At 63.6% G+C, this 12,876-nt stretch carries 9 protein-coding genes; 3 read left to right on the top strand and 6 right to left on the bottom strand.

The features are described 5' to 3' along the window. Positions 1–3: 3 nt before the first annotated feature. Positions 4–891 (bottom strand): ubiquinol oxidase subunit II, encoded by an 888-nt coding sequence (cyoA, locus tag BMY06_RS24880; protein ID WP_065065976.1) that lies wholly within the window; start codon positions 889–891, stop codon positions 4–6. 356 nt (positions 892–1,247) lie between these two features. After that, positions 1,248–2,819 carry an NADH-quinone oxidoreductase subunit M gene (locus BMY06_RS24875; protein ID WP_074985893.1) on the bottom strand — a complete coding sequence of 524 codons (1,572 nt, stop codon included), beginning with the start codon at positions 2,817–2,819 and terminating at the stop codon, positions 1,248–1,250. A gap of 807 nt (positions 2,820–3,626) precedes the next feature. Here BMY06_RS24875 and BMY06_RS24870 point away from each other — a divergent pair. Next, a complete protein-coding gene (locus tag BMY06_RS24870) occupies positions 3,627–4,106 on the top strand; it encodes a hypothetical protein (protein ID WP_065065961.1) in 480 nt (159 codons plus the stop codon). 198 nt (positions 4,107–4,304) lie between these two features. Further along, positions 4,305–5,831, top strand: coding sequence for an MFS transporter (locus BMY06_RS24865; protein ID WP_074985891.1), 1,527 nt, complete (start codon positions 4,305–4,307; stop codon positions 5,829–5,831). A 106-nt stretch (positions 5,832–5,937) separates the two neighbouring features. Here BMY06_RS24865 and BMY06_RS24860 read toward each other — a convergent pair whose 3' ends face one another. The 3 genes from BMY06_RS24860 to BMY06_RS24850 form a co-directional block, all read right to left on the bottom strand. After that, entirely contained in the window at positions 5,938–7,305 is a 1,368-nt protein-coding gene (locus tag BMY06_RS24860) for a sugar efflux transporter (RefSeq protein ID WP_074985889.1), read from the bottom strand. A gap of 484 nt (positions 7,306–7,789) precedes the next feature. Next, positions 7,790–9,205, bottom strand: coding sequence for a type VI secretion system baseplate subunit TssG (tssG, locus tag BMY06_RS24855; RefSeq protein ID WP_074985887.1), 1,416 nt, complete (start codon positions 9,203–9,205; stop codon positions 7,790–7,792). Then, entirely contained in the window at positions 9,165–9,584 is a 420-nt protein-coding gene (locus BMY06_RS24850) for a type VI secretion system baseplate subunit TssF (protein ID WP_074985885.1), read from the bottom strand. The genes tssG and BMY06_RS24850 overlap by 41 nt, the downstream gene beginning before the upstream one ends. Before the next feature lie 623 nt (positions 9,585–10,207). Here BMY06_RS24850 and BMY06_RS24845 point away from each other — a divergent pair. Next, positions 10,208–10,498: a hypothetical protein gene (locus BMY06_RS24845; RefSeq protein ID WP_074985883.1), complete on the top strand. Its 291-nt coding sequence runs from the start codon at positions 10,208–10,210 to the stop codon at positions 10,496–10,498. Positions 10,499–11,014: 516 nt separating this feature from the next. Here the strand turns inward: BMY06_RS24845 and BMY06_RS24840 are convergent. Then, the gene (locus tag BMY06_RS24840; protein WP_080180285.1) at positions 11,015–12,775 is read right to left on the bottom strand and encodes an acid phosphatase; all 1,761 of its coding nucleotides are present in this window, start codon (positions 12,773–12,775) and stop codon (positions 11,015–11,017) included. Between the last annotated feature and the right edge of the window lie 101 nt (positions 12,776–12,876).

Here is a 12,876-nt window from a genome sequence, read left to right as displayed (position 1 = left end):
GGATTACCCCTTGGTCACGCAGGACGGGTCACTGAAATTCGTGACGTGGCCGTTGTTGTACTTCGCGATGATGTTGTTGAAGAGCTTCGGATCCACCGTCGAGAAGTACTCAACAGGCGCCTTTTCGCTCGGCTGCGCGACCGTCGCGTACTGGTCCATCGAAAGCTGCGTCGAGGACGCCTTGACCTTCTGAACCCACGCGTCGAAGTCTTGCTGGCTCGTGGCGAGCGTGCGGAACTTCATGTCCGAGAAGCCCTTGCCGCTGAAGTTCGCCGACAGACCGGCGTAATCGCCAGCGTGATCGGCGATCAGGTGCAGACGGGTCTGCATGCCTGCCATCGCGTAGACCTGGGTGCCAAGCTGCGGGATGAAGAACGAGTTCATCACCGAATCCGACGTGATGCTGAAGTTCACCGGCGTGCCGACGGGCACGGCCAGCTGGTTCACCGTCGCGATGCCCAGATCCGGATAGATGAACAGCCACTTCCAGTCGAGCGCCACAACTTCGACGTTGATCGGCTTGACGTTCGATTCGAGCGGCTTGTACGGGTCGAGCTCGTGGGTGGTCTTCCACGTGAGCACGCCGAGAAACAGGATGATCAGTGTGGGGACCGTCCAGACGACGATTTCAATCGCCGTCGAGTGCGACCATTTCGGTGCGTAGGTGGCGTTGCGGTTGGAAGCGCGGTAGCGGTACGCGAACCACAGCGTCAGGATGATCACGGGGATCACCACGATCAGCATGGCCCAGGTGGAGGTCGCGATCAGCGACTTTTCCGCCATGCCCACGCTCCCTTTGGGGTCGAGGACTTCCATGTTGCAGCCGGAAAGACACATGGCCAATCCGGCGCTGACGGGAAGCAATAACCTTTGAAAGGTTGTTCTTTTCATCACGTTTGCCTGAATTTCATTCATTGAATAGTTCCGGGCACTACCCCTGACATCACGCAAAGGAAGCGCGACCGCATCATACAGCCGCTTTGATCAATAACAATCAATGAATGTTGAAAATGATCTTTGTCAAAACAAAAGTGAGACACTTTGTCACATGTGTTCGCGAGGTTCGTCGCGCCTCATCAACACACGCACGTCATGCCCTGCCCTTATTCCAACGCAGACTCGCCGCGGCTTTTTTCCCGAATCTTGCAATTCGGAAACTCTTGAACGTACACGCGCGCCGTGCCGCGAACACTCGCGGGACGGCGCGCGCGTGCGTCGTCATTCTTTAACTACAGTGAACGTGCTGCTTACGTCGGCGAACGCTCGGTCAGCGAAACCGCACGCACGTCCGCACCGGCCGAACCGGCGCGCACGGCATCCGTGTTGGCGTTCGCGGCTTCGTCGGTCGGCTGCTTGGTGCGGCCGGCCTGAGCGACGAGGTTCGCGGCCGAGAGCTCGATCGCGTCGGTCATGGGCTTCGGATAGATGCCCACCGCCAGCACCAGTGCGGCGAGCGACGCGAAGATCAGCGTTTCGCGGCGGCCGATGTCAGCCAGCTTCGCGACGCTCTTGTTCGCCACCGCGCCGAAGATCACGCGCTTGTACATCCACAGCGTGTACGCGGCGCTGAGCACGACCGTGGTCGTGGCGATCGCACCGATCCAGAAGTTCACGCGGATCGCGCCCATGATGACCATGAACTCGCCCACGAAGCCCGAGGTGCCCGGCAGGCCGACGTTGGCCATGCAGAACAGCATCATGAACGTCGCGTAGCGCGGCATCACGTTGACCACGCCGCCGTAAGCCGCGATCGTGCGCGTCTTGGTACGGTCGAACAGCACGCCAACCGACAGCAGCAGCGCGCCCGAGACGAAGCCGTACGAAATCATCTGAACGATCGCGCCTTCGGTGCCGATCTGGTTGAAGAGGAACAGGCCCAGCGTGACGAGGCCCATGTGGGCGACCGTCGAGTACGCGAGCAGTTTGGTCATGTCGGTCTGCGCGAGCGCGAGCAGGCTCGAGTACACCACCGCCACCAGCGACAGCGTGATGATCACGGGCGCGAAGAAGTGCGCGGCGTCCGGCGTGATCGGCAGCGTGAAGCGCAGGAAGCCGTAGCCGCCGAGCTTGAGCATGGCCATCAGCACGGTCGCGCCGGTGGGCGCTTCGAGGTGGACGTCGGGCAGCCAGGTGTGGAACGGCCACATCGGCACCTTGACCGCGAAGGCCGCGAAGAAGCCGATGAACACCAGCACCTGCGGGACGAAGCCGAGCGTGAGGTTATGCCACGCCGACATGTCGAAGGTGTGCGACTGGCTGTAGAGATACAGCATCGACAGCAGCATCAGCAGCGAGCCGCCGAACGAGAAGAAGAAGAACTTGACCGCGGCGTACGTGCGGCGGGCGTGGCCCCACGTGCCGATCAGCAGGTACAGCGGGATCAGCGTGGCTTCGAAGAACACGAAGAACAGCATGCCGTCCGTGGCCGCAAAGGTGCCGACCATCAGGCCCGAGAGGATCAGGAACGCGCCGAAGTACTGGGCGACGCGCACGGTGATCGACTCCCACGAGGCGATCACGATCACCAGCGTCGTGAACGCGGTAAGCACGACGAGCCACATCGAAATGCCATCGATCCCCAGACGCCACGCCACGCCGAACTCGGGCAGCCAGTTGCGGAATTCGACGAACTGCATGCCGGCTTCGTGGTTGTCGAAGCCGCTGATGAGCGGCAGCGTCAGCAGCAGACCGACGATGGAGCCGATCAGCGAAAGCCAGCGCGCGCGCTGCGGATGACGGTCCGACCCCAGACGCAGCACAGCCACGCCGAACAGGATGGGAATCCAGATCGCCAGACTCAGAAATGGAACGGATTGCATTTCAACAGGACCTTAAAAATGCGGAGCAAATAGCTTCGACAGCGCGCCGCCCGGGCGCAAGCAATTTGAAAGATTGACGCGGGGTGAAAATCGAACCGGGCTGGCTGTAATGTCTTTGTCAGCTGAGCGGCGAAATGCAACACACGTTCAAGGGTTAACGAGGGTAATCGGAATACGGAACTTTTGCAGCGCAACAATGCGAGCCGGATCGAAGATTGATGCAAGTCATTGTTTTTATTCGAAATTATACTACGAAGAAAAACGACAAAACGGCCTCTGAAGCCCGCTTTTTACTCCGAAATCACCTGTTTCGACCTCGCAAGCCCCACCTGGCGCGGCATGCTGTCGCGCAGCGCGGGCTGAATAATACATTACTTGTATCTTTCGCTTCAATTACTTAGACAGCGAGAGCGGTCCGTCGCGAGCGTCGAAAAGACGTTCCGGCCCCATCTTGCGACCGTTTGCGCAGCGCAAAAAAAAGCCCCTGCCGTATGCGGGCAGGGGCCAAACTCTCACGATGCGCCAGCGACGCTGGAACACGCATGGGCGCACTGTAGCGGGTTGCGGACCCCGAATTAAGCGGGCCGCCTGGAAGAGTCCTTTCCGCCCAGCCGAAACGGCGCCACGCCTCGACGAACGCCGCGGTCCGGTTCATCCTCCTCCCGCCATGCGCATTAAATATCAAATGAGAATCATTTGCATTTGATAAAAAATTGCCGCATCATGGAGCCCATGCCGGCGAGACCGGCACCGAATCATGTGAGCGCGGAGCGTCCGCGCCACGCTTGACCGTTCGCCGGAGGCTCCATGAACTACACCGCCCCGTTTACGAGAAACGACACCCTGATCGACGACACCTTCGTCCATCATCCCGACAGCGCCGAGCAAACCGTGCTGCGCGCCGTGCGCACCTGGCTGCGTCCGCATTGCGACGCCTACGCCAAGGACGAAAACTGGCGCGGCGTGCTGGCCGACGCCGGTATCGCCGTCGATGGCATCGGCCACTTCGATCTGCTGATGGGTACGCTGTGCCGCGCGTCGTGCCGCCCGCTCGACACGCGCTGCCGCTGCGCCTCGGAGCTGGCCAAGGACGAAGGCTCGCTCCTGCAGGTGATCGCGCTGCTGCAATCGACGCGCAGCGAAGCCGCCGTGCAGCTGCTCAACGACTGGCTGCCGACGCCGAGCGTGAGCGGCATGCTCAAGACCGCGCGCTGGTTCGCCATCGCGCTGCTCGACGCCGGCGTGCAACTGAGCGACCGCGCGCGCCGCGTGACCTATATGCACTGATTCTGTGCGCTGACTGGCTCCCTGCCACGCCAGTCGTCATGCCCGCGACGCGTCCGGCCCGGACACCGGCCTCGCAAGGCATGAGCTCATAACCAAAAACGATTTGGGCGAGCGCGCCGTCGCCGGTAGCATCTGCGCCTTCGACCGGCATTGCGCCGCCCGCAGTTTTCGTTGCTCCTCGTTGCCGCCCCGCCTCGCATGTCCGTCTCGTCCGCTTCCGCCCCCGCATCCGCCCCCGCTTCGGCTTCCTCTTCGTCCCACGCCGGCCGTCCGCTCATCCGCAGCGCCGCCGACGTCTCGCGGCTCGTCAACGCGGGCGGCGCGCCCGGCAGCAACGCACGCATCGTCGTCGCGATCGCGCTGGGCGGCGTGTTCCTCGACGCCTACGACCTGGGCGCCCTCGCCTTCGGCCTCAAGGACGTCGCGCGCGAATTCTCACTGACGCCCGCCGGCACCGGCTTCGTGGCCTCGGCGATCACCTTCGGCGCAATCGTCGGCGCGTTCCTCGGCGGCTTCCTGACCGACCGCATCGGCCGCTACCGCGTGTTCATGGCCGACATGTTCTTCTTCGTGGTCGCGGCGATCGCCTGCGCGCTCGCGCCCAACGCATGGGTGCTGGGCGGCGCGCGCTTCGTGATGGGCCTCGGCGTGGGCATCGACCTGCCGGTGGCGATGGCCTTCCTCGCCGAGTTCTCGCGCCTCGCCGGACGCGGCAACAAAGCCGCGCGCGTGGCGATGTGGTGCCCCGTCTGGTATGCGGCGATCAGCGTCTCGTATCTGCTCGTGCTCGCGCTGTACTCGACGCTGCCCGCCTCGCACTCGCACCTGCTGTGGCGCCTGACGCTCGGTTTCGGCGCGGTGCCCGCGCTCGTCATCATCGCGATTCGCAGCCGCTACATCAGCGAGTCGCCGGTGTGGGCCGCGAACCAGGGCGATCTCGCCGATGCCGCGCGCATCCTCAAACGCTCCTACGGCATCGACGCCGAAGTCGCGCCGGAAGCACGTCAGGCGGCCGCCGCGAAACCCGCACGCGTGGCGTCGTGGAAGAACTACGGCGCGCTGATGCGCGGCGTCTACGCGCGACGCACGACGCTCGCGACCGTGATCGGCGTGGCCTCCTCGTTCGCGTACAACGCGGTCGCGTTCGGCCTGCCCGTGATCATCTCGAGCTTCCTCGCGCAGTCGATGCTCACCACCATCCTCGCCTCGCTCGCGCTCAACCTGGGTTTTGCGTTCGTCGGTGGCCTGATCGCCGTGCGCACGGTGCCGCGCTTCGGCGCGTGGAGGATGACGGTCTGGGGCTACACGATCCAGTTCTGCGCGCTCGTGGGCCTCGCGATCGTCGGCAAGCCGTCGACGACGCCGGAAGTCGTGAGCGCCGTCGCGCTGCTCGCCGCCTTCCTGTTCGGCCAGGGCATCGGGCCCGGCTCGCACAGCATGACGTTCGCATCGCTCGGCTACCCGACGTCGCTGCGCGGCGTGGGCGTGGGCCTGAACCAGACGCTGATGCGCGCAAGCTCGACCGTGTCGCTGTTCCTGTTCCCCGTGCTTGCCGCCGCGCTCAGCACGCGCGTGTTCTGGATCATCGCCATCGCGCCGCTCGCCGGTCTCGCGGCGCTGCTCGCGGTGCGCTGGGAACCGTCGGGCTACGATGTCGACGCCGAAGATTTCGCCGATGAAACCGGCAGCACGAACGCAATTCGCCTGACGGAAACCGCACAGTAACGCCACGCGGGAAGATTCAGGCAGCGGCGCGTCGATCGCGCCGCTTTGCCTTGGTGAAAAATTGATTCGGATGCCTGATCAATCAGCCGGATAACCGCGACGCCGCTCAGTCGCGACGCGTACGCGACGCCACGCGCTCGCGCACGAACCGGCGCAGCGCGCGCGACATCTTCGGATATTGCTCGCCCGGCACCGCGAACAGCACGAGCGCGCACAGCGCCAGCACACCGCAGAACAGGAACGTGCCGCGATAACCGAAGGCCTGCACGAGCAAGCCCGACAGCACGCCGGAAAGAATCGAACCGAGCCGCGACGCATTGAAGAACAGCGCCGTCGCGCGCCCCGGCGACTCGGGCATCAGATCCTGCACGTAGGTCATGCCGAGGCACGACGTCACGGCCACCACGAATGCGTTGAGAATCTGCATCGGGATGAGCGAATGCACACCGGGCGCCGCCGCCATCGACGCGAAGTACACCGCGTGCACGACCGCACACGCCGCGAGCCAGTTCGGCTTGTTGAGCTTCGAGGCCTTCGCGCCGAGCGCGAGCATCATCGGGATTTCCATGAACGCGCCGAGACCGAGCATGATCGAAACGTCGATGCGCGTGCCGTCCAGCCCATGGACGATGTAGAGCGGCAGCACGATCATCGTCGCGTTGGCCGCGAGGCCGATGAGCGTGAGCGCCACGACGGCGCGCATGATGTCTTTTTGCGTGGCTTCGGGCGCGTCTGCGCGCACGCGCTGCTTCACGGCGGGCTGCACTTCCGCCTGCGTGAGCGGCTGCCCTTCGTACGGCGCGATCGCCTCCTCGGCGATTTCCTGGGCGACTTCCTGCGCCCTGGGACGCGTCATCAGATGTTGGGTGGCGTGCTCGTCGGCGCGCGGCTCGCGCATGCGCCAGACGATGAAGCCGCACGCCGCGAAGCTCGCCGCCGCGAACAGAAAGAGGCCGTAGAAGCTCGTGGCCGCCAGCACCAGCGCGCCGACCGCCGGGCCGAACACCCACGCCGCCGAGAGAATCGTGCGCAGCGTCGCGCTGGCGAAAGTGCGTTCGGCATCGTCCGCGCAGGGCAGCGCCGCGCGGCTGAACGAGAACACCAGCGACAGCGCGCAGCCGCCCGCGCCGATGAACGCGATGCCGACCACGAGCAGCAGCCGGTAGTCGCGCACGATGCACAGGGAGATATAGCCGAGCGTGGCCGCGCATAGCGAGGCGAGCAACAGCGGCCGATGCTTGCCGGTGGCGTCGCTCCAGCGGCCCGCCGCCGTGCTGGCGATCACGCCGCTCATGGCGATCGTCGTCATGAACAGGCCGAGCCGCAGCGGCGTCATACCCGCGCGCTCGACGCCGAATAGCGAGAGATAGGGCGCGGTGAACGACATCGCCACGCCGAGCATCAGGGTGGCGCCGGCAAGCGGCAGGAAACCGGGGATATGCAGAAGACCGACAAAGCGCGAGTTTTTGAGCACGGCGCGACGGGTAGTGGCGAGGGGAAGGCCGCGACGCTTGGGGTGCGTCGTCAGGCGTATCGACTGCGATTATCGGGTGGAACGGTGGATGCTTGCAACCGTGGTGTTACCGATATCAGCATCTGGGTGGCACTGGCTGAAATTCTCGCCTGCGGCACCGCTAGCAAAGCTGACGCTATCCGGCCACCTTCGTCTATTTTTCATATTTACTGGCTTGGTTGTATATGGTGCGCTGCACACAAAATTTGGAACAGTCGCGGATTCCGCCCGCTATCACCCCGGACTGAACGCGCGCGACCCGGTAAGTTCCGGAACACTCACCGCCGCATTACACAGCACGACCAGACCTGCAAACCCCACGCTTATACGTCCGATCACACCGCCCGCCAGCCGTCTGCTCGCATCGGTGGCTTGCGAGTTGTGGATTCATCAGCGTCACGATCGCGATCACAGCCATATTCTGTCCGCAAAGGCCGGCGCCGGTTCAACAAGATACATCGTGCACGCCGCCCACAGGGAGCATCGGACTCATTCGTCCATCGTTCCGACCATCCACTGCGAGTTGCCTCAGATATTGTTCAGGTTCGATGCGCATACCGACCACCGGCTGCCGACCTGCCTGCCGCCCCATCCAGCTTGACCAGCCCAATTTGTGCTGATCCCCTAACATTGCCTCCGGCATGCAATCCGGCCGAATCTGTAATTCCAGCAGCCATTCATACTCCCGTCCGATGTACGCCCGCACCCAGGCAATCAGCCGCAGCAAGTCCTTTCCCTGCGGCGTGAAGCGCTGATACGTTTCCAGATCGACCGGCCCTATCACCATGCAGAAACGGTGAGACCGGGAGAACACGTGACCACCCAGCATGGCTCCGCACCCCAGCGTGGCGGCTCCCACCTCTTGCCCCATGCGGCATTGCAGCTCAGAGGGCAGCGCGCTCCAGTCATCCGAAAGTTCCTCAATGCGCACCGGCACGCCAAAGTGCCAGGCTGTTGATGCGGCCAGCGCATCGGGACTGCGCGCTTCGCGTATCAGATGAGGCGAAGCGGCAAGCCTTGCGTGCGTAGGCAACGATACAGTTCGTGTGTACCGGAACATGCAGCCCGACAGACTGCCGACGTAGAACGAAAACCTGTCCCGCTCGGGCCGGTCGAGGCTTACGACCGATTGCGCCGACGCCCATGCGCGGTAAAGCAACGCGAGCGCGCCATGATGAAAGATGTCGAGGAAATTGCTCAACGTCGGATCGCGCCGATGTTCTTCGCGCTCGCGGGCGATTTCCGTGACATGCAGTGGCAACGGGCCGTTCGGCCCGAGCATGCCCAGGCTGTAAAGGCGGATGCGCAACTTGCCGTTGACCACCCGCGCGTCCGCGATCTCGCTGGGCGCGAAAATCAGGCTCGGCTTCCCACTACCCTTGATGACAAGTGACTTGTTACGATGCGCGTCGCTGCGCACCAGCGCCAGATGGTCGCCCTCAAACTCCTCGTCATTGCGTTCCGAGTTCAGGCCCATGCCGCCCTGCATCGGCTGCGCGTAGTCGCCCCAGTTATATTCCTCGGCGTTATCGTTCATGGTGTCGCTGCGCTGCCCCATTTTGCGCGCATAACCATTCACGTCCGCCATCGTATAGTCGTAGTCCATCAAGACCACCTGTCCCGTGGTCAAACCTCGGCCATACTTCAGCTTGTGGATATGCTCCTCATCAACACGCTGGCCGCCGCGCTCGATATACCGGACCGTCCTGTACGGTTCGTCCTGGCCCGGATAACCGTGGTTATCAATCATCACCAGCGTGCTTCCTTCCCAGTAGAAGCACAGACCCCATTCCTGCCACAGCAGGTTGAGGTAATCCCAGTCACTCATCCAGAATTGCCGCTGGTAGTCGCGCTTGCCCATCGGAATATTCTGGCCCGGACGTACCCATGCTCAGGCGCGTATCGCGGGGCAACAACGCCCCCTCGGGCGTATGCACACCCTTCGCGTCGGGCTGGAACCGCGTCACGCCCAGCGACGGCAGAGGCGCATTAAAGTTGACATCAATGCAATCGAGCAGACGCTGTGGAATTTCAAGCGGCCAGCGGTCAATGCGCATTTCCGAATGCGCCGCACTCAATGCATACGCCTGAAGCAGTCGATCGATGTAGGGGTCGCGTACTTCGTTCCCGTGCGCGCCGAGCCTCGCGGCGATCTTTGGGTGCTTCTGTGCGAATTCACTAAACAGCCCCGTGACGTACGTCAACTGCCGCAGGTAATAATCAAGAAGTTCCGGGGCCATTGCCGTCCCGTCAGATTGATCTGCATTCCTTATCTATCAAACCACACGACAAAGGCGGCAGACGCGAAGGCCAGAAAAAAGTTGCAACGTGAAATTAAGTAAAGCCCTATACCCGCGGCCGAGAGACATCGGAACTCGGCCGCGGTTTAGAGACTGGCGCTGTAAGGAACCAGCGGGCGTGGCACCGCCCTTAGGCTGAGAGCCCCTGCCCTTCGGGCCAGCAGAGAATCTTATATTGCACTTTAGGGCCGCAACACAGCTTGACGGCCGTCAAGTGCAGGCAGACAGGACGCGAGGTGGTACCCAACCTCGGAATTTTCCTAACAATCAGCGCTCCAATCTGATCACCTCATCGCCCCACCATTTCTCTCATATTGACGGATTTCACGGTAACTTCATGCCGTTCCCTCTGCCGTTCCGGAAACCGACCAGCTTGACTAACCGGTGCGTCTCATAGCTCATGGCACTCTGAGTTCGTCGTGTCTCCGCCTTTTCCCAACCGGAACCGCGATCGACTGGTGCAGCGTCGCCACACATTCACGAGCGACACACTACGCACTACCAGGTAATCCATAGTTTTGAGATCGGTTTACGATCAAAGACCACTCGCACAGGAGGCAAAGATGTTTATCAACGCATGGCGCGGTCAGGAACGGTGCTGGAAGGTTTGGTGGCTGCTCGGTCTCCCCTACGGCCTCGTTGCCGGCTTCATCCTGCGCGCGTGCGTGCAAGCCGAGGCATCGACGCTCGCGTTGCTGGTCGTCGTCATGCTTTATGCGGCCGGACTGTTTCTGTGGATGGTCTGCGCCTGGCGTTGCGCGCCCAACGTGAAAACATCGCTCTGGACGCCCACTTCCCGCGCGCTCATCGTCCTCCAGACAGTCGCGCTGGTCTGGCAGGCCGCTGACGCCTGATCGCGCCAATCCCGTCGCCGCTTCCCTCGCCCCTCACGCGAAGCCCGCCTTCGCACGCTCACGCATCACGCGACAAAGTTCTCCACAGATTTTGTTGGCAGCCCTGTGCGTAACCCTGGGACGAGTGCGCCAAGTGCCTGATGCATATCGGTTTGTTCACGACGTTTCCAATCGGAGCAGATCGGGCGTCAGGCGCTGCGTCCCCGACTGGCTTGTCCACAGATTTTGTTCACAGCCTTGTGGGCAACCTTGGGACATTTCACCTAAGTCGTTGACGGAAAAAGAGAAGCGCGTCGGGAGCAGCAGAAATGCACGTTTTTTGCGCAAAAAAGTTGTCCACAGTTTTTGTTGAAAACTTTGGGGATAACCTCCTGGAGATTACGCCAACTCATTGATCGGACGGACAGTTAGTCGCTCCAGTCACGAAAGCGGCAACTGCGTCTGCGATGAGCACCGCTCGCGCGGGCGAGGCGCTCGCCTCCCCGCTTCGCGTTCGATTACCTCTCTTCGCTCACCTCAGGCCAGATCGAGCGCCGCCGTCAGATCGCCAGGCGGCGTCCGTCCGCGCCCGGCAAACGCCCGGTCGCGCGACGCCACGCCGTCGAGCGGCGCGAGGCCATGCACGCGGCTGATGAAGCGCAGGATCGACGCCGTGTCGTAGAACGTGTGATCGACGTAACCCTGCTTCGCGAACGGCGCGATCACGAGCGCCGGAATGCGCGAGCCCGGTCCCCAGCGGTCGCCCGTGGGCGGCGCGACCGGATCCCACCAGCCGCCGTTCTCGTCGTGCGTCATGACGATCACCGTGTTGGCCCATTGCGGGCTGCGCTGCAGATGCTCGATGACGGCGGCCACGTGCCGGTCGCCCGACTCCACATCCGCATAGCCCGCGTGCATGTTCAGATTGCCCTGCGGCTTGTAGAAGGTCACCGTCGGCAGACGGCCCGCGTCGATGTCGGCGAGCAGGCGGTTGGTGGCCGGATCGTCGCCCACGCCCGCGTCGCGCAGGTGCCGCGCGCGCTCCGCCGTCCCCGGCGCAAAGCTCGCGAAGTAGTTGAAGGGCTGATGGTGATACTGAAAATCCGGCACCGCGCCGGTATCGCGATGGTCGAGCGCGTACTGCCAGGCGCCGCTGTACCACGCCCAGTCGACACCCTTCGCCGACAGCCGGTCGCCGATCGTCGCGTAGGTTTGCGGCGGCAACACGCGCGGATCGGCGGCATCGGCCCACGCCGCATTGCCGTCCTCGGCCGGACGCACACTACTCGGCTGATACGGCGGCGCCATCGTATTGACCGCGTAGCCGTCGGGCGTGAACAGGCCGTCGTTCACGAACTTCGGCGGGCCGCCGAGCGCCGACGCCGGACTCGCCGCCGCCGTTTTCAGACGCGTGCCGAGCGGATCGTCGCCATCGAGCACGGAAACCAGATGCTTCGCCGGGCTCGCCTGGATGTTGGGATAGAACGGCGCCTGCGCAGAGATCAGGAAGATGTGGTTGAGCCACGAACCGCCGAACGCGGCCATGAAGAAGTTGTCGCAAAGCGTGTATTGCTGGGCGAGTTTCCACAGCCGCAGCGAGTCCGCCGAATTCTCGTAATAGCCCATCACGAGCCCGCCCGAGTCGCCCCACGCGGCGAACTGGTCGTTGCGGCCGCCGTTGATCTGCATCTGGTTCTGATAGAAGCGATGCACGAGGTCGCGCGTGATGACGCCGTTCGGCAGCGGCCGGCCCTGCGCGTCGGCGATGCGGAACGGCCCGTTCGACAGCCCCGTGATGGCCTGCTCGTCGATCATGTAGCGCCGGCCGCCGACTTCCTGCGCCTGCGGAACGAGCCCGCCCCAGATCTTCGGCAACTGCGCGAGCGCGGTTTTGCCGTCGCGGTCGAGCTGCGTATAGCGCGCTGCGCCGACACCGGCAAGCGGCGTCTGCACGCCCGGAAAATCGCCGTACAGGTTCACGAAGCTGCGGTTCTCGGCGTAGATCACGACGATGTGGCGCACCTGGTCGCGCAACGCCGCATCCACGCGCGCGTCGGCCGCGCTGCGCGGCGCACCGGGTCCGCCCGTCGCGCCCGTCGAGCCCATCGTGCCGGTCGCGCCCGGCCCGGTCGTCTCGCAGCCGCCGATCGCGAGGCCCACGCCCACCGCCGCGAGGCCGCCCAGCACGCGGCGACGCGTGGGATCGTCGGGGCCGCTCGGGCCGTGTGCGTTGCCCTGATCGCTCGGCGGGCCGCCTGCTTCGTGCGGGTCCTCGGGCTTCGGGTCGTCGTGCTTCATGAACCTGTCTCCTGTGTCCGGTCGAAAGTCGCACGGGCTGCGCGCCGCGCGCGGGCTACACGTCTCACGGGAGGATACCGCGTGCGTCGGCGCAAGCGACG

The organism is Paraburkholderia tropica (genome assembly GCF_900109265.1).
GTDB lineage: Bacteria > Pseudomonadota > Gammaproteobacteria > Burkholderiales > Burkholderiaceae > Paraburkholderia > Paraburkholderia tropica.
The sequence above is the reverse complement of the archived record's forward strand: the minus strand, read 5'-3'. Positions and strand labels throughout refer to the sequence as shown.

Bases quoted from the DNA above. Each gene is read 5' to 3' on its own strand.
- cyoA (WP_065065976.1), bottom strand. From the start codon at position 891: ATGAAAAGAACAACCTTTCAAAGGTTATTGCTTCCCGTCAGCGCCGGA.
- BMY06_RS24875 (WP_074985893.1), bottom strand. From the start codon at position 2,819: ATGCAATCCGTTCCATTTCTGAGTCTGGCGATCTGGATTCCCATCCTG.
- BMY06_RS24870 (WP_065065961.1), top strand. From the start codon at position 3,627: ATGAACTACACCGCCCCGTTTACGAGAAACGACACCCTGATCGACGAC.
- BMY06_RS24865 (WP_074985891.1), top strand. From the start codon at position 4,305: ATGTCCGTCTCGTCCGCTTCCGCCCCCGCATCCGCCCCCGCTTCGGCT.
- tssG (WP_074985887.1), bottom strand. From the start codon at position 9,205: ATGGGCAAGCGCGACTACCAGCGGCAATTCTGGATGAGTGACTGGGAT.
- BMY06_RS24850 (WP_074985885.1), bottom strand. From the start codon at position 9,584: ATGGCCCCGGAACTTCTTGATTATTACCTGCGGCAGTTGACGTACGTC.
- BMY06_RS24845 (WP_074985883.1), top strand. From the start codon at position 10,208: ATGTTTATCAACGCATGGCGCGGTCAGGAACGGTGCTGGAAGGTTTGG.
- BMY06_RS24840 (WP_080180285.1), bottom strand. From the start codon at position 12,775: ATGAAGCACGACGACCCGAAGCCCGAGGACCCGCACGAAGCAGGCGGC.